At 38.5% G+C, this 21303-nt stretch carries 15 protein-coding genes; 11 read left to right on the top strand and 4 right to left on the bottom strand.

Annotated features, from left to right (window positions below):
- Positions 1 to 134 precede the first annotated feature (134 nt).
- From BM015_RS01460 to porT, 3 genes are all read left to right on the top strand, one after another.
- Complete coding sequence (locus BM015_RS01460; protein ID WP_090653778.1) at positions 135 to 6488, top strand: alpha-2-macroglobulin family protein; 6354 nt, start codon at positions 135 to 137, stop codon at positions 6486 to 6488.
- A gap of 136 nt (positions 6489 to 6624) precedes the next feature.
- The gene (gene ubiE, locus BM015_RS01455; RefSeq protein ID WP_090655126.1) at positions 6625 to 7368 is read left to right on the top strand and encodes a bifunctional demethylmenaquinone methyltransferase/2-methoxy-6-polyprenyl-1,4-benzoquinol methylase UbiE; all 744 of its coding nucleotides are present in this window, start codon (positions 6625 to 6627) and stop codon (positions 7366 to 7368) included.
- A gap of 5 nt (positions 7369 to 7373) precedes the next feature.
- A complete protein-coding gene (gene porT / locus BM015_RS01450) occupies positions 7374 to 8057 on the top strand; it encodes a type IX secretion/gliding motility protein PorT/SprT (RefSeq protein WP_245751163.1) in 684 nt (227 codons plus the stop codon).
- On the opposite strand, the gene BM015_RS01445 is transcribed toward porT, so the two are convergent.
- Entirely contained in the window at positions 8054 to 9181 is a 1128-nt protein-coding gene (locus BM015_RS01445; RefSeq protein WP_177191777.1) for an AI-2E family transporter, read from the bottom strand. The genes porT and BM015_RS01445 overlap by 4 nt on opposite strands.
- Positions 9182 to 9247: 66 nt before the next feature.
- Here BM015_RS01445 and BM015_RS01440 point away from each other — a divergent pair, with 66 nt between their 5' ends.
- From BM015_RS01440 to BM015_RS01430, 3 genes are read left to right on the top strand one after another with little or no spacing between them, the layout of a single operon-like run.
- Positions 9248 to 9496, top strand: coding sequence for a YtxH domain-containing protein (locus tag BM015_RS01440; protein WP_090653773.1), 249 nt, complete (start codon positions 9248 to 9250; stop codon positions 9494 to 9496).
- A gap of 38 nt (positions 9497 to 9534) precedes the next feature.
- Complete coding sequence (locus BM015_RS01435; protein ID WP_090653771.1) at positions 9535 to 9882, top strand: phage holin family protein; 348 nt, start codon at positions 9535 to 9537, stop codon at positions 9880 to 9882.
- Position 9883: 1 nt separating this feature from the next.
- Complete coding sequence (locus tag BM015_RS01430; RefSeq protein WP_090653769.1) at positions 9884 to 10351, top strand: hypothetical protein; 468 nt, start codon at positions 9884 to 9886, stop codon at positions 10349 to 10351.
- Here the strand turns inward: BM015_RS01430 and BM015_RS01425 are convergent.
- The 3 genes from BM015_RS01425 to BM015_RS01415 form a co-directional block, all read right to left on the bottom strand.
- Positions 10338 to 12605, bottom strand: coding sequence for a RelA/SpoT family protein (locus tag BM015_RS01425; protein WP_090653767.1), 2268 nt, complete (start codon positions 12603 to 12605; stop codon positions 10338 to 10340). The genes BM015_RS01430 and BM015_RS01425 overlap by 14 nt on opposite strands.
- Before the next feature lie 112 nt (positions 12606 to 12717).
- Positions 12718 to 13149 (bottom strand): type I restriction enzyme HsdR N-terminal domain-containing protein, encoded by a 432-nt coding sequence (locus BM015_RS01420; RefSeq protein ID WP_090653764.1) that lies wholly within the window; start codon positions 13147 to 13149, stop codon positions 12718 to 12720.
- A gap of 37 nt (positions 13150 to 13186) precedes the next feature.
- Complete coding sequence (locus BM015_RS01415; protein ID WP_090653762.1) at positions 13187 to 16861, bottom strand: TraB/GumN family protein; 3675 nt, start codon at positions 16859 to 16861, stop codon at positions 13187 to 13189.
- A 244-nt stretch (positions 16862 to 17105) separates the two neighbouring features.
- Here BM015_RS01415 and BM015_RS01410 point away from each other — a divergent pair, with 244 nt between their 5' ends.
- From BM015_RS01410 to BM015_RS01390, 5 genes are all read left to right on the top strand, one after another.
- Positions 17106 to 18164, top strand: coding sequence for an agmatinase family protein (locus BM015_RS01410; protein ID WP_090653761.1), 1059 nt, complete (start codon positions 17106 to 17108; stop codon positions 18162 to 18164).
- Positions 18151 to 18732: a hypothetical protein gene (locus tag BM015_RS01405; protein WP_090653759.1), complete on the top strand. Its 582-nt coding sequence runs from the start codon at positions 18151 to 18153 to the stop codon at positions 18730 to 18732. The genes BM015_RS01410 and BM015_RS01405 overlap by 14 nt, the downstream gene beginning before the upstream one ends.
- 18 nt (positions 18733 to 18750) lie before the next feature.
- Positions 18751 to 20052 carry a radical SAM family protein gene (locus tag BM015_RS01400; RefSeq protein WP_090653757.1) on the top strand — a complete coding sequence of 434 codons (1302 nt, stop codon included), beginning with the start codon at positions 18751 to 18753 and terminating at the stop codon, positions 20050 to 20052.
- 104 nt (positions 20053 to 20156) lie between these two features.
- Complete coding sequence (locus BM015_RS01395; protein ID WP_090653755.1) at positions 20157 to 20654, top strand: DinB family protein; 498 nt, start codon at positions 20157 to 20159, stop codon at positions 20652 to 20654.
- Between the two features lie 48 nt (positions 20655 to 20702).
- A complete protein-coding gene (locus BM015_RS01390) occupies positions 20703 to 21254 on the top strand; it encodes a DUF1599 domain-containing protein (protein WP_090653754.1) in 552 nt (183 codons plus the stop codon).
- Positions 21255 to 21303 lie beyond the last annotated feature (49 nt).

Here is a 21303-nt window from a genome sequence, read left to right as displayed (position 1 = left end):
AATAGTATAGAATTGAAAGAAGGCAGCCGGTATTGGCTGCCTTTTTTATTTTAAAAAGTTTGATATTGTTTTATGTATTTCTCTTAATGCCCGCATCTTCATATTATATTTAATACGCCAGCAGAATTATTTACATGAGAAAACTTATAATGCTAACTGCAATAATTTGTTGCAGCCTCGTTACATCAGCCCAAACAGCAAGCAGCTATGCAAAGCAATGGGAAGAGATAGATTCACTTATCGTTTTAAAAGACCTGCCTAAAACCGCTTTGAAGAAAGTGAATATTTTATATAATGATGCGAAAGTAAAAAGTTTGCATGATGAAATTATTAAAGCCTTGCTGTACAGGCTAAGCCTTGAAAACAAGACAACAGATGATGATATAAATAATAAAGTTGTTTTACTTAAAGCAGAGTTGCACACCACAAATGATGCGGTTTCAAAAGCTATACTATCTGTTATATTGGCTAATACCTTAAAAAAATTTTATTCTCAAAATGCCTGGAAAAACCGAGACCGTAAAGAAACTGATATAAAGGAAGCTGATGTTGCCACATGGAGCAACGCACAATTCAAAGAAATTATTGATAGCCTGTATGCAGCAGCTCTTATCTCTAAACAAATACTACAGCAAACAAATACCAATGCTATTAAGGCTATATTGATAAAAGGCAATATGGCCAATACAAGGCCCACATTATACGATCTGCTTGCGCATGAAGCGCTTGATTATTATAAAACAGGACTGGCGTATTTATCCAGGCCCGCATATACGTTTGAGTTAACTGATGTGCATGCTTTGGCAAATGCGCAGAATTTTATGCAGTACAATTTTGTTACAAAAGATACAGCTTCGCATATTTTAAAAACTTTACACTTATACCAGGAACTGCTGCGGTTTCATAAGATTGATGCAGACCCTTCGGCTTTTATTGATGTGAACCTTGAAAGAATAAATTGGGCGAATGCCAGGGCAAATATTGATGATAAAGAAGCGCTTTATGTGAGCGCGTTAACTGATGCAGCAGGCAGTTTTCCTAATGCAAAACCTGCTGCAGAAGCATGGTATTTATTGGCAAAGCTGGAAGCGGATAAAGCATCATCCTACAACGCTTTAACTGATACAACGCAACGTTTCGGTTATGTAAAATCAAAAAAAATAATAACAGAAAGACTGACAGCTATGCCTGATTCCTGTTATGGCAACGAAGCCATGAAGTCTTTATTAAACGATATAGAAAAGCCTGAATTAAATACAAATGCAGAATCGGTAAATGTTCCCAACATGCCTTTCAGGTTGCTGGTAAATTATAGGAACATTGATACATTATATGCACGGTTGCTTTTGCAAAAAGATATAGATAAACCTGCCAAGAAGAAACATTATAACCGGTGGGAAGGTGTGGCTTTATTATCGCCTTTAAAAACATTCATACAGCCTTTGCCGCAAACAAAAGATTACCAGCAGCACGCCGTTGAAATAAGGATTGACGGTTTGCCTGTTGGCAATTATTCAATCCTGTTCAGCAACAATAAAGATTTCAGCGATGACAAAGATAAACTGGCATTGCAACCAATAACGGTTTCCGGTCTTGCTTACCTGCGTAATGGTTTTGATTATTTTGTGGTTGACCGCGAAAGCGGCCAGCCTTTGCAAAATGTAAAAATCACCGGCTCTGTTTCTGTACAAAATGAGCAGAACAAAGAATGGAGTAACAAAAAGTTTAAAATACTATACACCGATAGCACCGGGCATTTCGTTTTGCCATTCAATAATAATGCAGGCATCTATGGCGATGTTAAGCTTATGTTGCAGAAGGGTAACGACAAACTTGAAACTGGTGATTATCTTTATTCTTACCGCAATAGTTATAATAACGATAATGATGAAGTTGATGATTCAACGTATGAAGAAGATAATTCGCGGGTTTATTTTTTTACAGACAGAAGCATTTACAGGCCGGGGCAAACTGTTTTTTATAAAGGCATAGTATTGACCAAAGATGGGAAAACCAAACAGCAAAAACTTTATAATTATACTGACAGCATAGAGGTTGATCTTTACGATGCAAACGGCAAACAAATTGATTCCATGTTTGTAATGTTGAATGAATATGGCTCATTTGCCGGAAAATTCTTATTACCGGAAAATGTGTTGACCGGCGAATTTTCAATTGAAACTTTGGACTTTGACGGCGAAGCAGAATTTAATGTGGAGGAATATAAACGGCCCACTTTTTATGTTGAGTTTGATACATTGAAAGGTTCTTATCGTCTCAATGATACCATCACGGTTACGGGTATTGTAAAATCTTATGCCGGCAGTAATATAGACAATGCACGCATCAGCTATAATATTCAACGCACGGCAAACTTTCCTTATTCCTATTTATTTTGGCGAACAAGAATGCCCTATTCATCTGAAACACAAATCGCAGACAGCATCATCAGCACAGATGTAAATGGTGTGTTCAAAATAAGTTTTGTTTCAAAACCGGATTCATCAATAGAAAAACAAACAGAGCCGTTGTTCAATTTTAAAATTGAATTATCTGCTACTGATGCCAACGGTGAAACGAGGGAAAGCTCAACCAGTGTAATGGTGGGTTATAAATCAATGGTGGTGCAGGCAAATGTTCCTTCCATCGCCGAAGTAAATAATTTTAAAAATATTTTCATCACTACAAAAAACAATTCGGCTGAAAATATTCCTGCAAATGTTGATATTGTTATTAAAAGATTGAAAACACCTGAAAAAGCGTACCGCAAAAGATTATGGCAGCAGCCCGATCAGTTTGTAATGGATAAAAATACGTTTGAGCAATATTTCCCTTATGATGAATACAAAGCGGAAACAGATTATCATGAATGGGCAAAGCTGGGTGCTGTTGTAAAAGATACTTTTAACACAACCAATACTTCCAGCTATAAATTGCCTGAACAATTGCAGCAGGGCTGGTATTGTATTGAAGTATCAGCAAAAGATAAATATGGCGATACTATTAAAGATGTTTGTTATGTTCAGTTGTATGATATGAATGCTGCAGGCCTGCCTTCGCCGCAAACAAATTTCTCTCAGAATATAAGTAATACCGGCGCTCCCGGTGATAAAGCGCAGTTGCTGATTGGCACAAGTGACGCTGATGTGTTTGTAATTAAAAAGCTCAGCAGGGGCGATAAAAATGTAGCGGGTTCATTTCAGTATATAAACCTCAATAATAATAAAAAACAAATTGAATACACTATACAGCCCACCGATCATGATAATATTGGTTTATACTATGCTTTTATAAAGCACAACCGTTTTTATACCGGTGGTATGCAGGTATATATCGCCAATGAAGTAAAGAACCTGGATATAACCTATTCAAGTTTTCGGAATAAAACAGAACCTGGCAGTAAAGAAACCTGGACGGTGCAGGTTGCTAATAATGATGGTACAAAAGCGGGTGCGGAATTATTAACGAGTATGTACGATGTGTCGCTTGACCAGTTTAAAAAGCATGAATGGGCTTTGCCTTATTTTAATACAAACAGTTATGTAAATAATGATTGGAGAAGCAGTTTGCTTTACGTTAAAAGTTCAGAAGAAAGTTATCCTGGAAATAATAATAATTTGCTATTCAAAGCACGGGATCATATAGCTCAATCTGCGGATGAATTTTGGAATATCTATAGTTTTAAAAGAATTTATAAACTGCAAACCGAAAAGCATTCCGGTAGAAAGATTAAAACTGAAGATTACGATAAACAGTTTACAACTGATCCTGAATTTATGGCAATGCGGTTAGCGGCAAGAGATAATAAAGCTGTTGTAACTGCTTATGGTGTACAAAAAAAGACAAGTGTAACAGTCGCTGCTGCGTCAATTCAAATCAGAGGCACGTCAAGCCTGAATGAAAAAGCTCTCTTAGTTATTGATGGTGTAATCAGTGATAAATCAGCAGATGATATCAATGCAGAAGATATTGATAATATAATTGTCCTCAAAGGCAGCGAAGCAACAGCGCTGTATGGGGCAAAAGCAGCTAATGGCGCAATCGTTATCACTACAAAAGAATTCGCTTTGCGTAATGGTAAAAAGAAAGAAGAAGAGCCACAGGTGCAGATAAGAAAGAACTTTAATGAAACGGCTTTCTTTTACCCGCAATTGCATGCAGACAGCGCGGGAAATTATAGTTTCAGTTTTACTATGCCTGAAGCTCTAACCACCTGGAAATGGATGAGCCTGGCGCATACAAAAGATGCTGCCTTCGGTTTAAAATGGCAGAATATCATCACCCAAAAAACATTGATGGTACAACCCGGCCTGCCACGTTTTTTAAGGCAGGGCGATACAATTGATATAACGGCAAAGCTCACCAATCTCAGCGGCAGCGTATTAACCGGCAAAGCAACGCTGCAATTGTTTGATGCTATTAATAATGAGCCTTTAAATGATGTTTTTAAAATAAATATCACTGCACAAAACTTCAATGCAGCCCCAGATAAAAGTACCGTTGTGAATTTCCCGGTTAATATCCCACGCAGTTTTACGCACCCGCTTATTGTAAAAATTATAGCGCAGTCAGGCCGGTACAGCGATGGTGAAGAAAGAATATTGCCGGTGCTTTCAAACAGGCTGCTGGTTACAGAAACGCTTCCTTTATATATGCCAGGCGAAGGATCGAAAACATGCACATTTGAAAAGCTGCTCAACAATAATTCATCAACTTTAACCAACGAAAGTCTCACTGTGGAATATACGCCAAACCCTGTTTGGTATGTTGTTCAGTCATTGCCTTATCTTATGCAGTTTCCGCATGAATGTGCGGAACAAACTTTCAACCGTTTTTATGCCAATGTATTGGGCGCATTCATTGTTTCGCAAAACCCTTCCATTAAAAATGTATTTAATAAATGGAAGCAGGATACAACGGCAATGGAAAGCAACCTTGAAACAAACCCTGAACTGAAACAAATCCTGCTGAACGAAACGCCCTGGGTTTCGGATGCAAATGGCGGGCAGCAGCAAAAGAGAAATATTGCGTTATTATTTGACTCTGCAAAAATGAACAGCAGTATGGAAAATATATTGCAGCAGTTAAAGCAAATGCAAAAAAGCAATGGTGCTTTTGCATGGTTTAGCGGCGGTAATGATGACAGGTATATAACGCAGTATATTTTAACAGGTATTGGCAAATTAAAGAAGCTGAACGCCATTCCTGCACTGCAACAAAACATATTGAATGAGATAACAAATAAGGCATTGTTATATGCTGATAAAGAAGCTGAAAAAGAATATGAAGCACTCGTAAAGCGCAAGGCAGACCTTACAAAAGAACAATTAACGCCGCTGATGATCCAGTACTGGTATATGCGCAGCTTTTTTGGCGAAGCACAGCATAAATCATTTCCTGCTGAAGCGTTAGATTTTTATATGAAGCAGGCAGAACAATACTGGATGAAACAAACGCCTTATCTGCAGGGCATGGTTGCACTGGCTTTAAACCGTTTGCTTCCTGTAATGCAGCCATTATCAAAATTTAAAAATTCACAGCTTGATATAATTAAATCACTTAAAGAAAATGCAGTGAAAGATGTTGAAAAAGGCATATACTGGAAGAATAATTCCAGTGGTTATTACTGGTACCAAAGCCCGCTGGAAGCGCAATCGCTTTTAATAAATGCTTTTGAAGAAATTGCGCCCGGAGATACTTGCATCAATGCTATGCGCAGGTGGCTTATACTTAACAAGCAGGTTAACAATTGGGAAACCACAAAAGCCACTGCCGATGCCTGTTACGCTTTGTTATCAGGCAATAATATCAATACACAAAATCTTGCGGTGAATATTAAACTGGGAGATTTAGTTGTTAGCACGATTAGCGAAATGCAGGAAAGCGGCAGCGGTTATATAAAGCACAGTATTGATGGAAAAGATATACGGCCGGCAATGAGTAATATTGAAGTGTCTGTTTCAAACCCGGTTGCAAAAAGCAATAATTATCCATCATCTTATGGCGCTGTTTACTGGCAGTATTTTGAAGATATGGATAAGATAACAGCGGCAACATCGCCACTTTCTGTCAGCAAAAAATTATTCATAGAAAAAAGTTCTGATAAAGGCAAGATGCTATATGCTATTAATGAAAAAGATACATTAAAAACCGGCGATAAAATTATTGTAAGGCTTACTTTGAAAACAGACCGTGATATGGATTATGTTTATCTGAAAGACCTTCGTGCAGCTTCGATGGAACCTGTAAATGTTTTGAGCGGATACAAATGGCGGGACGGTTTTGGCTACTACGAATCAACAAAAGACGCAGCTTCTAATTTCTTTATTGACCATCTTTCAAAAGGCACATATATTTTGGAATATGCCGTTTACATTACTCATGCAGGAATTTTTTCTGCAGGCATTGCCAGTGTTCAATGCATGTATGCGCCCGAATTTTCGGCACACAGCGAAAGCACGAAACCTCTGTTCCTTAAAGGGGAATGAGATATGTACGTAACAAGTATTCGTTTACAATAAATCTATTGTTGCCACAGATGCACAGATTTTTGTTTTTCTTATCTGTGCATCTGTGGCTTTTTATAATAAAAAAAGTTTAATCCGGTGCCATTATCTTCGCGGCATGGCTACGTATGCGCATGATAAAATTGTGCCTGATGAAAAAAGTGATGCCGCCAAAAAAAACCAGGTGGCTGAAATGTTTAATTCAATTGCGGGACGGTACGATTTTTTAAACCGCTTTTTGAGTGTTGGAATTGATAAAAGCTGGCGGAAGAAAGCAATTGCTGAATTAAAGGAAATTCATCCGCAAACAATGCTGGATGTTGCCACAGGCACAGCAGATGTTGCTATTACTGCATATAAAATGCTCAGGCCCGAAAAAATTACCGGCATTGATATTTCTGAAGGCATGCTTGAACTTGGCCGGAAAAAAATCCAAAGCCTTCAGCTTGAAGATAAAATCGAATTACATATTGGCGACAGCGAAACAATAAATTATGCCGATTCCTCGTTTGATGCAATAACCGTTGCATTCGGTGTGCGCAATTTTGAAAACCTTGAAAAAGGCCTTGCCGAAATGCTGCGTGTGCTGAAACCCGGTGGTAAAGTTTCGATACTTGAATTTTCAAAACCCAGGGCATTTATGTTTAAAGGCATTTATAATTTATATATGCGTATTGTGGCGCCGGGTTTTGGGAAAATGTTTGCAAAAAATAAAGAAGCTTATGCCTATCTGAATAATTCGGTGCAGGCTTTTCCCGACAGGGAAAATTTTGCGGCAATTATGCATAAAGCAGGTTTCAGAAAAACGTATTATAAATCGCTTAGTTTGGGAATATGCTGTATTTACTGCGGAAGCAAATAGTTTTTGTGTGCCTGCTTCTTATAACTATCTCTTCAAAAGCACAGCACGAACTTAAGCGGCCGGATCACGATAACCTGCCTTATTATTTCGGGCTCACTTTTGGATATGCCAATATGGGGCTGCATACAGAAAAAGACCCGCGTTTTCTTCAATACGACAGTGTGCTCTCCGTTGACCCGGGTACCAGCGGCGGTTTTTCTGCAGGGCTGCTGGCTACATTAAAATTAAATAACCGCTTTGAACTTAGAATTGCACCGCAGTTGGCTATTGGTGGCGCCAGGGTATTTACTTACTCCGTAAAATATCCAAATGCGCTTGAGCAAACGATAGCCAAAAAAACACTTACTTCCACATTATTCACTTTTCCGCTGCAGGTGAAATTTAATTCAGACCGCATTGACAATTTTCGTGTGTATATGATTGGAGGGCTTACGTATGATGCCGACCTCGCCAGTAATTCAAACGAGCGTAATGCCGAAGACCTTATCAAGCTTAAAAAAAATGATTATGCCATTGAAGCGGGCGTTGGCTTCAACTTCTTTTTAAACTTTGTAACCATTTCACCGGAAATAAAAATTCATAACGGCCTCACCAATATTCATGACCGTGATCCCGACCTTAAATATTCCAATGTGCTGGGCAGGCTTAGTTCCCGTATGATAATGTTTTCAATTAATATAGAACCTTAACCGGCAGTATTTTTTTTGGGCTTTGAGGCCGCCGGTTTGCTTTTAGATTTTGTAAATCCAATTAATGGCTGCATATATGCGGGCACTATATACCGTTTCTTTAATTGCTTTGCTACGGGTTTTTGATATTCCACATAATATATTTTCAGCAGGATAAAGAAGTAGGAGATAAGCAACGGGCCGAAAATCAGGCCGAGTATTCCAAAATACTGGAGGCCAAGTATTACGCCAAGCACGGTAATAATAGGATGCACATCTGCCATTTTTTTTGCCAGTATAAAACGGATAACATTATCGAGCACGCCCATAATAATGGCGCCGTATAATATCATAAAAATGCCTTGCCAGTAATGGCCGAGAACAAACATGTAAACGGCAATAGGCGCCCATGCAATACCAGTGCCCACTACCGGTATGAATGATGTAAATGCAGTTACAACTCCCCAAAAACCAGGCTCATGCAGGCCAATGATCCAATAGGCTAAAAAACCTGCGAGGCCCTGCGCCACCGCAATAGCAGGTATGCCAATGGCATTGCTGAATGTTTGATGCACCAGTTCATCGCCGAATAACTTTATTTTATCTTTTTTAAAAGGGAGATATAAAATAAGCGCTGCTTCAAACCTGCTGGTATTTATGATCATGAAGTATAAAAAGAAATACATCATTAATATGGTTGAAACAAAGCCCAGGCTTTTGTTTAATATCACCGATAAAAGGTCTGAGGCTTTCGTTCTGATGGTTGCCAGCGTATCGCTTGATATTACACTGATGTGGTATTTTTGTTGTATAACACTATCGGCCTGTTTTATGGAGTTTGTAATTACATCAGGGTTAGCTAACACGGCACTAATCTTGTTATAAAGCAAACTGATAAGGGTAGCTACCGGTAAAAGAATTACAAAGAAAGAAAGGATGATAATGAGAATGGCGGCCATGCTTTTATTCCATCCTTTTTTCTTTACAAGCCATGCAGCGAACGATTTACTTAAAATGTAAAATGTGATGGCGCCCAAAAATGCGGGGAAGAACTGCCGCAAACTGGCAAACAGAAAAAAAGCGAATATTAAAATAATGGCAAGAAAAATATACCTGTTAACCTGTTTGCTTAAAGAGTTCTCCATATAATGAAAATAATTTTTTTTGGTATTTAATGATAAACAAATATTCATCCAATTAAATCTACAATTATGACTACCGGACAAAAATTTTTAGGCGGTATTATGCTCGGCGTAGCAGCGGGCGTTGCTATTGCTTTATTTATCAACAGCGATAAAGGAAAAGAATTGTTAGCTGATGTAAGTGATGCTGCAAGCGATGCAGGCGATAAGCTGAAAAACAAATATGCTGAATATGAAGACCAGGTAAAAGACTTTATTAAGAAAGGAAAATCTTTTTTAAAAGATATGGAAGGCAAAGCGAAAGATATTGCGGGTTAAGTTTGCATAGCAGCAATCAATTAAAATAATTATTTACAATGAAGGAAGAAGCAAATTACTTTCAGGAAACCAGGCAAAAACTGAATGAGTATATACAGCGGCGGATTTTATTGCTGAAGCTGCAGGCAGCAGATAAAGTTTCCCATGCAGCGTCAACAATAATTACAGCAACAATAATTACCATATTAGTATTGTTTGTGCTCATATTTGCAAGCATAGCTGCAGCTTACTGGCTCGCAACGTTAACCGGCAGTTTAGCCGCAGGCTTTGGTATAGTTGCTCTTTTTTACCTGTTTGTTTTTTTATTTGTTATACTCTTTTTGAGAAAGATTATACGCAATTCCTTCGTTGACAAATTCGTTAAACTCATTTATAAAAAAGATTAATATGGCTTCAAAAATTGTTGCGGTAAACGGCGCTTATGACCTTTCTGAAATCAATACAATTAAAGAATTGAGGGAAGAGATAGAACTTTTGAAAGTAAGCGTAAAAAAGGATGAAGAAGAGCTTGAAGAACGCCTGCGCCGTTTGCCGCAACATGCCATAAAATCTGCAGCAGATAATTTGCTGCCTTCCTTTATTAATAAAATGATTGCAAACGGAACATGGAAATTATTATTGAACGGCGTTAACTTATTTGCCAATCCTTTTTCAAGAGGCTTTAGCATAAAAAAGAATATTGTTGGTTCTGCAAAAAAATTAGGCCTTATGGCTTTGATAAAAGGCGCCTACAGTTATTTCACAACCAGAAAAACACCAGCCGGACCGTCGTTTACAAATGCAGGAGGAGAGAAGAGGGTGCCTGGCAGCGTTATTCCGCCCAAAACGAAAATTAAAATGCCTAAGAAAGCGTAGCGTCTTCTGTATCCAGTCTTTCCACCTCATAAATGCCTTTCAGATGTTTTAACCGGTTTACAAGCTCATCAAGTTCTTCCTTGTCGTGCACAAAAATTTTAATGGTTCCTTCAAACATGCCTTCGCCCGATTCGATGGTGAGCGCTGCTATATTAATGCGCAGCTCGCCGCTAACAATATTGGTTATTTTATTAATAACGCCCACATCATCAATACCAATAATTTTTAAACCGGTTAAGAAAGAAATTTCCTTGTTCTTGGCCCATTTTGTTTTTACAATACGTGGTGCATAGTTTGCCATAAGCCTTGCTGCATTAGGGCAATTTGTGCGGTGTATAATGAGGCCTTTGCCCGTGCTTACAAAACCAAACACATCATCGCCGGGAATAGGAGAACAGCATTTAGCGAGGGAATATTTTATCTTATCGCTGCTTTCACCAAAAATAATAAGCTCTGAATCTTTTTTATGTGAAGGCTTTGTATCTGTTTCGGGAACTTTTACTTCAGTAATTACTTTTTGTGGTTTAGGCAGTTCAAGTTTGCCGCCGTTAACTGTAAAATCCTTTAGTTCTTTAAGATCGGTTTGCTTCGTGGCTATGTTATAAAACAGGTCGAGCTGCGAAGGAACTTTATAGAAGTTTACCAGTTCATCAATATTATATTGGCTTAATGTTGTGCCCTTGTTTTCAAGTTTGCGCTGCAGCATTTGTTTGCCATCGTCTGCTATCTTTCTTTTTTCTTCTTTAAGCGAATCTTTAATTTTTGCCCTTGCTTTTGCCGTTACCACAAATTTCAGCCAGTCTTCATTAGGCCTTTGTTTATTGCTCGTAATAATTTCAACCTGGTCGCCGCTGCGCAGTTTATGGCTTATGGGCACAAGCTTATGATTTACTTTAGCGCCAATACAACGGCTGCCTACTGCAGAGTGAATGGCGAAGGCAAAATCAAGCGCAGTACTGTTTACAGGCAACATTTTCACATCGCCTTTTGGCGTAAAAACATAAATTTCTTCGGCAAGAAAACTCGTTTTAAAATCCTGTAAAAAGTCAACACTGTCTGTATCCTGGCTGCTGATCATTTCGCGTATCTGCGAAAACCATTTATCAAAACGATCTTCTTCGCTGCTGCCTTCTTTATATTTATAATGCGCGGCAAGGCCTTTTTCCGCAATTTCGTTCATGCGGTTGGTGCGTATCTGCACTTCAACCCATTTTCCCTGCGGTCCCATAACGGTTGTGTGCAGGGCTTCGTAGCCATTATTTTTTGGATTGCTTATCCAGTCGCGCAAACGTTCAGGCGAGGGCAGGTATTCATCGGTTATCATTGAATAAACCTTCCAGCATTCTTCTTTTTCTTTTTCCGGCGATGCGTAAACGATAATGCGTATGGCAAATAAATCATACACTTCATCAAAATCAACGCCTTTCTTTTTCATTTTATTCCAGATGGAATGAATGCTTTTAGGCCTGCCATAAATATCGAAAGTAAAACCTGCCCTTTTCAGTTTCTCTTTTAAAGGCTTGATAAATTCGTTTATATAACGGCTGCGTTCCCTTTTTGTTTCAGAAAGCCTTTGGGCAATTTCGCGGTAAGCTTCAGGTTCAAGGTATTTCATGGAGAGGTCTTCCATCTCCGTTTTAATATTATACAACCCCATCCTGTGTGCAAGCGGCGCATAAACCCATATAGTTTCACTGGCTATCTTCAACTGCTTTTCACGCTTCATATAATCGAGCGTGCGCATATTGTGCAAACGGTCTGCAAGCTTTATTAATATTACCCGCGGATCATCTGTAAGCGTAAGTAATATCTTTTTAAAATTTTCTGCCTGCTGGCTTGTATTGGTATCCATTACGTTGGATATCTTGGTGAGCCCGTCCACTATGCGGGCTATTTCGGCGCCAAATTCCTTTTCAATATATTCAATGGTAATGTCGGTGTCTTCAACAGTATCGTGCAGCAGTGAGCAAATGGTAGAACGCACGCCAAGGCCTATCTCTTCCACGCAAATCATGGCTACCGCAATAGGATGAAGTATGTAAGGCTCACCACTTTTGCGGCGCATGGTTTTATGGGCTTCCGCTGCAATTTCAAAAGCACGGCGCACCATTTCCTTATCGCCTTTTTTAAGCTTGCTGCGTAATGTTTTTAATAAAGCGCGATACTGTCTTAAAATTAGCTTTTTCTCCTGCTCGTCTGTAAGATTGTACGTAGGCATCTTCACTGCCTGTACGGTTGCCTGCACTTCGTTCATACTCTACGAATTTAATAAAAAATACTGCGAAAGAAAAGTTTAATGCTGCGTTAATTGTTTGCCTGCGTAAAATTAAAATTGAATTGAATAAAGCGTGCTTCTGCCGGTTTTATTACAATTCCGGTAAAGCAGCAAGCTCCCGGAACGAATTGCGGGAAATCTCATAACAAAAACTTTCATTGCCGTTTGTGATAACAAAATAACTGATAGCGAGCGCCATATTATATCGTATCACCTGTTCAATAACTTTTATATCAACCGGTGTATTGCTTTCCTTGCATTCCACAATAAGCCAGGGCGTGTGTTCTTTATATACTACAATATCGTAGCGCTTTGAAAGATCGCCCACCCTGATAATTTTTTCAACAGAAATAAGCGATGCAGGATAATTTTTTACCTGTATTAAATATTGCAGGAAATTCTGGCGTACCCATTCTTCCGGCGTTAATGCCACCCAGCGGCGACGCACTTCGTCAAAAATAATGTGCTTGTTTTTTTCTTTTTTTATGCGGAAATTATGTTCAGGAAAATTTATCTGCAGCATATAAATAATGGCAGTTTATTAAAACCGCCTCGCTTTATTAATAATCATCAAAATTGCCATACATGTCTTTATTGTTTTCATAAAAATGCCGGGCGCTTTTATGTTGCAATAACAGTAATCTTGATAATTGTTCGCTGAACTGTTCTGCAAGCGGTTTGCCGGCTATAATTTTTTCATTGGTTAAAGACGTTAATGCATTGTCCGTGCTTACCATATTCAGGTTTTCCGGCTGCGGGCCGCTTAAAGCAATTTCCCAGTCATCATCTTTCTGCAATTTGTATTTAAAAAAATAAACATAGCCTTTTTTGCCATTGACATTTGCAAGCGTTTTTCCTTCGGGCTTTATATCAAAGAATTTTGTTTTTTCCGAATCGCCGGTTAATAATGAACGCGCCATTAAATCCTGCTGTTTATATTTTGATGGGAATATGTCAATGCGGTTAATTTCATAAAGCCCCTTAAACAGGTCGCTGCGGTAATTATCTTTCGCAGCAATATTCATCAATATACTATCCGGCACAGGTTTATTGTTTTTAATCAATAATACAGCCGTTTCCAGTTGAACGCTTGTATCCCTCGATTGTAATAAGCGGTTAAAAAATTTCGGCAAAGCAGGCACTGTATCATAAAAAGGCAATAACAATGCAGCATATTCATTTATATCGGTTGTTTCATAATTGTTTTTGGAATAGCTGTTTTTTATTACACTGTCATTGTCATCATAGTTTTGCTGCGATTGCTGTTCAAGTAATTTTTCTTCAGCATTCTGCTGCTTTTTCATTTCAATTTTTGCATCAAAATATATTTTACTGAAATAATCTTTATAATCGTTTGCTTTTATATAACCGCTGTCAAGTAATTCTGATAACAATGCAATAACGGGTTCTTTATAATCTTCAATGGTTGTTAGCTGCAATATTTCCGGAAATAATGTTCGTGTAAGCTGCAGCGAATCCTCAAAATTTTCGAAGAAATCCCCATATTCATCATAGTCGTCAAATAATGGCGGGTCTTGCAGCAGCAGGTTTTTTAAGGCAGCGTATGAAGAATCTGTTTCAATATGTTGTAATGCTTTTAATACTTCATTCTGAAAATAAGCGGTATCGGCAGTTCTTATATAAATATCTTTAAGCGTATGCACAATTTTATCTTTGCAGCATGAATCATTTATGTAACCTAATTCAGCAATGAATTTTTGCTTCATTTCAAAATAATCTTCTTCGCCATAATTAAGGTTATTGATGAAGTTTACAACTTTATCAATGTTGCCGGCGCCATAATAAACATTGGAGATTGCATTTCTTGCCCGCGCTTTTGTAAGCGAATCTTTACTGTAGAGGTCTTCAAAAAACAAATTTGTTTTATCTGAATAAATTGAAGCCGTGTTTTTATTAATTACGGTAAAGGTTGAAAAGAAATTTTTTATGAAGTTACTTTCAACACCTGTCGTGTCAGAGATGGTATAAAGATTATACAGCCTGTTATTGCTTAAAACTTTGTAGTTAATTATTTGCCTTACCGTATTGGTATCACGCCAGTATAATTTATAACCCTGGCAGGAATCGCAGGCTGTAAAAGCCGTTTTTTTATACAGGTAAATATCCTCGTCATTGCCTGGTTTTAATTGTTTGTTCCAATAAGTTGCAGCATCTTTTACATGGTAATATTTTGGATATTCATACATGCTTACCAAAACAGATTCGCCTGTTGAATCGCTTTTAAACATGGCGTATTTGCTTTTTGGCCAATAGCTTTCGCCCTGTATTTTGGCTAAAAGGCTTGCATCGTGCAGCACGCTGTACATTAAATTAACAAGCGATGAATCCAGCACGGGCTTTACAGGTGTTTGTACCGTAAAATCAAGCAAAGTATCTGTGTAAGTGGTAGATGCATTGTATTGATAAGTATTAAAACCAAACGAATTAAAAAATGCAGCGTCGATATTATTTTTTTTGCGGCTTGTTTGAATAATAAGATAATAATCCGGGCCCTTTAAAACAGCTTGTGCATTTATATAATTACCATTCTTACAGGCGAACTGCATTTTCAGCGCATTAAAGCCTTCCACTTTTGTAAAACTTCTTAAAATTTCTTTATCAATTATATCAGAAGATTTTAAACTCAGCTCTGCAAGGCTGAGATCAAAAGTATCTTCTTCCATAAAGTTTAAATTGGTAACTGTTTTTTTATAAACAGCATAAGCATTTCCGGTGATACTGTCATTGGCTTCAAATTGCCATTCGTCTATATTGTCTGCATCATACGTGTTTTTATTTATGTGCGGCAATTGCGGAAAGTTTATATGAAAGCCTGCCTGCGGCGATGTGAAAGCCGGGTGTGAAGCAGAAGGCGGATTAAAATGTATTGAATTAAAAAAAGTATCAGCCTCTGTGCCGCCTGCATAATCATTGATGCCGCTCATTTTAAAAATGAGTATTTCATAAGGCGTTACGAAAATATTGTAGCGTTGCAGGTCGCCCCTTCTTGTTCTGTTTACAATGTCAAAGCCACTTACACCATCTCTTTTTATTGTTTTTTTGCTAATGATGCGGCCGGGGATGTTTTCATATAAAAGGCTGTCTGTTTTTTGTAAAACGTCGCCCGCATTTTGATTGAGTAAACCTGCGTGTGTTTGCACCCGCGTAAGCATATAATAAGCGCCATTATCCATATCGGCATATTGCCAGTTATCGTTAATGGTCCTGTATGTTTGAGGCATTCTGTATAAAGGGCCGGGCATTTGCACAGAAACAAACCCGTCATCCGTTGTGAAGTTTTTAAAGGTTACCGGCACTTTCATTTTTTCAACAGCTTCCTTTGCTGTTGCATCCCTGTCCTGCATATAAATGGGACGCAGTTTATAACCTTTCTTCCGCAGTAATTCAATTACTCCGTTAGAGCCTGGCAAATGGGCAGCGCCAACGCCAACAAACAGGCTGTGTTTTTTTACTAAAGAGTCTATTGAGTTAGCCTGGATTTTATTGCGTTCATACAGAAATTTATTTACATAAGCAGGCGAGTTAAAAGATAAATGTTCAAGTGAATCCAATAAATCCAGGTTGCCGCGGCGGTAAGCTTCCTGGATTTTCTTATCAATATCAGGTGTTACATCACGGTTATTCGACCGCTTCATTCTTTCTTTTGCCATGGCCGCATAAGCCTGGAACAATATTTTCTGGGTTTGATAATAATCTTCAACGCCGCCGGCCAGCTTGCCATATTTTCTGCCGGTTTGATAAATGTAAAGATCGAGATAGGTGTTTTCCTCATAATCCTGCTGCATGGAAAATGTGCGGTAAAGCAGGCTGTTTATTTGCTGCGGTTCGGCTGTAAGCGCCGGTTTTAATTTGTCGTAATAATCATTTATCGCAAAAGATGATTCGGTTAAATATTGCGTTGTATTATCCCTGTAAAAATTTTCAATTTCTTCCTGCGCAGCATTCATTTTCACCATATCTTTTTGCCAGTATTCAGGGTTTAATTCAAGCGCAACCATATCGGTGCTTTGAATGGCATTGTAGAAAGAGTCGCTTAAATGAAAAGCAATCTTGTTGCTTACATGCATGGTGCCAAACAGGTAAGAAGGTTTTTTTAAATTGTTGCCGGTTATTTCCCAAAAAAGTGAAGGGTATTTTGCAGTGTTTGAAGTTTGGGCGAAAGCATTGTTAAAGAACAGGATCAACAGAGCTATCAACTTACAGGTTCTCAGCATTTCAGGCGATTGTTTCAGGTGTGCAAATTAAAGTTTTGAAATGAGATTAGCCCGGTTAATTATACGTATGGAAAAAGCCGTAACAACGTTTAACAATATGGTTTACAGAATTATTTACGGATAGGAAAATAATCAATTCATTATTATAAGGAGCGCTTCCTGCTTACTTATGTTTTTTGTTAACAGGCATTAGCAAACCTGTTTTGAAAATAGCGAGTATCTTGCACAACTTTTTACTACAGATATGGTTGATCTCTCAAAGTTTGACGTAAATGAAGTGGCAAACCGCAATAACAATATTTTCGGCCTGCCCTTTTCTGAAGATGATGCGCGTGTTGTTATCCTGCCCGTTCCCTGGGAAGTTACAGTAAGCTGTAATGCAGGCACAGCAAGGGCTATAGAGCATATTTTTAAAACAAGTACGCAAATCGATCTTTTCGATCCAAATATGCCGCACGGCTGGAAAAAAGGCTTTTACATGCGCGAGCCTGATAAGAAAATCCTGATGAAAAGTGATTACCTGCGCAAAGAAGCCGAACTCTACATTGATTTTATTGCGCACGGCCAGGACATAAACAACAATAAGTTTATGTTAAAAAGTCTGAAAGAGATTAATGAAGGGAGTGAAATGCTGAATAACTGGGTGTATGAGCAAACCGCAGATTTGCTTAACCGCGGCAAACTTGTTGGCCTGCTTGGCGGCGACCACAGTGTGTCACTGGGATATTTTAAAGCATTGGCTGAAAAATATGAAAGCTTTGGCGTGTTGCAGATTGATGCGCATTGCGATTTGCGTAAGGCTTATGAAAAATTCAATTATTCCCATGCGAGCATTATGTACAATGCCCTGAATGAAGTGCCTGCCATTGAAAGGCTGGTGCAGGCAGGTGTGCGTGATTATTGCGAAGCTGAATGGAATTATATCTGCAGCAGTAATTATAAAGTGATCACTTATTTTGACCAGCAGATAAAGGAACGTTTTTTTGCCGGAGAAAACTGGAAGATTATTGCCGATGAAATGGTACAATACTTACCGGATAATGTGTATTTCAGTTTTGATATAGATGGGCTTGATCCCAAACTTTGTCCAAACACCGGCACGCCGGTTCCGGGTGGTTTTCAAAGTGATGAAGTTTTATACCTGCTGAGAAAGATTATAGAAAGCGGGAAGAAATTAATAGGGTTTGATTTGGTTGAAGTGGGCGTGGGCGAAACCAATTACGATGCCGTTGTTGCATCGCGCCTGTTATGGAAGATCTGTAATTTATTTGTGAAAAGTAATTGCACTGATGAGCCAAAATAGAGAATACGATTTTGTAATTACGCTCAGGCATCCCAATTACAAAATATATAATATCATAACAACGCTGATGTGTGTGCTTACAATTGCCGCAGAAATATATGCGTTGTTAAGCACCATGTTCTTTACATACAACTGGATTAATGTAATATTAATGGCGGTTATTGTAATCAACTTTGTTCTTTCAATAGCGGCCAATCAGAAAGAAAGTATAATTACATTTAAATGGGCCTTATATGCAGCCGCATTTTTATGGCTCATGTACCCGCTTCATCTTCCGTGGATAGCGGTACTGCTCATTGTTGCGGCTTTGCTGGAGCGGCAAATTAAATTTCCGCAGGAAATAGGCTTTAGTAAAGATGCCATTACTTTCAACACCTTCCCATTCAAAAATTATGCATGGCAGGATGTAAAGAATGCTATGCTGAAAGATAATATGCTCACGCTCGATTTCAATAATAATAAGATTATTCAAAAAGAAACTGAAAGCGATGTTCCCGCTGAAACAGAAAGGGAATTTAACGAATTTTGTAAACAGCAAATTGCAAACAGCCCGCAGCTCACGGCTTAAAGTTTGCAGCTTTATATTATGCTTCATCAATCCCCATACATATTATATTCAGATGGTAAAGGCAACATCTTTGAAGATACAAGCCTTTATGCCGTTGGCCGTGCCGGATGGGACGCCTTTCCCATAGAAAAAGAAGACTGGATTGAATTGCCCGATGGCGGCAATTTATATGAACTGCCGGGCCGCAGGGGTATTGGCATTGATGTGCATACAGGAGAAATGCGTTTGTGCGAAAAGGGCTGGGCTGTTGCAGCATTTATTCCGCCTGCACATACGGGGTTGTTTATTGCTGCGTATGAAACTTTACCCGATGCGCCAACGCTGCCTTTATTTTGCTACACGGCTGCAGGCTGGCTGAACAATAAATTTTATGTACCTGCTTTGAGAATTGAAGAAGATATTCGACAGGAATGTGCGGGTTATAATGATGAAAAAATTCAGAACGGTGCGCAATGGCTTTTGGAGCATTACCCGCATAACCGTTTGGTGAAACATTTAATGCAGAATTGCTGCTTAACCTATCATTGCCCCGCAGCGAGGAATTTATCGTTGGGCAGATGGGAATGCCCGGTGCCATCATCACCGGCATGTAATGCCAATTGCATTGGCTGTATTTCTTTTCAGCCTGAAGAAGAAACGATTGTTTCCACACAAGACAGGCTTACATTTAAACCAACTGCTGAAGAAATTGCAGAGTTCACCGTTCCGCATTTGCTGAACGCGCCTTATCCGTTGGTGAGCTTTGGGCAGGGTTGCGAAGGAGAACCTCTGCTAATGTGGGAAACTATTCGTGAATCCATTGTTGAAATAAGAAAACACACAGATCGCGGCAGCATCAATATTAATACAAATGGCTCCAAACCCAATGCCGTAAGGGCTTTGTGCGAAGCTGGATTAAACAGCATACGCGTAAGTATGAACAGCGCCCAAAGCCATATTTATACCTCATATTACAGGCCTAATAATTATGTGTTTGAAGATTTGCTTGAATCATTAAAAGTTGTGCGCAGTTATAATGGCTGGACAAGCATTAACTATTTTGTTTTCCCGGGAATGACCGATACAGTTGAGGAATACGAAGCTTTGCGAAAGCTGATTATTGATACTGATTTATGCATGATACAATGGCGCAATTTTAATATTGATCCTGATTGGTACCTCGGAAAAATTAATGTAACAGAAACCGGTGAAATGCTTGGTGTGAAACAATTAATGGAATTATTAAGAGAAGAATTTCCCCATTTGAAATTTGGTTATTATAATCCTCCTGCTGAAAGAATTAAAGGCGATTACAAAAAAGATTTTGCCCATTTTGTATAATTGCTGTTAACACAAACTTCTTCGTGAATAAACTTAGGCAAACATTTGCTTACTGATGGCTTTTTATTTTCTACTTTAGCTGCCTGTCAAAATACGAATATAAAATGGCGATGAATACAGCCTTGCTTGGAGAATTAAAGCACGAAGCAATTAATACAAGAAAAATACTGGAACGTGTTCCAACCGATAAACTGGAATGGCAGCCACACGAAAAATCAATGAAACTTGGCAAGCTTGCAAAGCATATTGCTGAATTGCCTGTTTGGTTTGAAAGAATTTTAAATGCTGATCAATTTGACCTGGCTTCAGCATCATTTAATAGTGAACCGCCTAAAAACACCGGAGAAATTTTAAAGCTGTTTGATGACAGCATCGCTGCAGCAATAAAAGTATTGGAATCAGCAACTGACGATAATTTAAACAGCATATGGATTTTCCGCCGCGGCGAACAAATCATGTTTCAATTGCCCAAAAAAGTGGCATTGCGCAACCTGGCAATGAATCATGTTTACCATCATCGCGGGCAATTAAGTGTTTACCTGCGGTTATTAAATGTGCCTGTTCCGGGAATGTATGGCCCATCGGCAGATGAAGCCCTGTAAAGCCTGAGAATAAAAGTCTTTCAAAAAATTACTTCACTATAATATACAATGATTAATACAGAAACCCAGTTTGATAAGGCAATAGAAAGTTGCAAAGAAATTTTTCTTAAAAAAACAAAAGACTATGGTACGGCGTGGCGCGTGCTGCGTACAATATCTGTGGTTGATCAGATTTTCATAAAAGCGCTGCGCATAAGAAATATACAAAACCTGGAAGAACGTAAAGTGGATGATGATGTGCAAAGTGAGTTCATTGGTATTATTAATTATGCCGTTATTGGCTTAGTTCAGTTGAAACTAAATAACCCGGTTGTTGAAGAGCTTTCTGTAAAACAGGCTGGTGATTTGTATGATGAAGCAGTTCATATTGCAAAGCATACTTTGCTGAATAAAAATCATGACTATGGCGAAGCCTGGCGTGAAATGAGCCAGGAAAGTTTTGTTGATTTAATTATAGTAAAATTACTGCGTGTAAAACAAATTTTGAACAACGATGGCAAAACCCTCATAAGCGAAGGCATTGATGCCAACTATACTGATATTCTTAACTATGCAGTTTTTGCTTTAATAATGATTGATGAAGGAAAACACAAGGGATAGGACGTAAGGAGAAAGCGGCGCTGCTATGGCCTTATACATTTAACCTTAC

Source organism: Parafilimonas terrae, assembly GCF_900115755.1.
Lineage (GTDB): Bacteria > Bacteroidota > Bacteroidia > Chitinophagales > Chitinophagaceae > Parafilimonas > Parafilimonas terrae.
The sequence above is the reverse complement of the archived record's forward strand: the minus strand, read 5'-3'. Positions and strand labels throughout refer to the sequence as shown.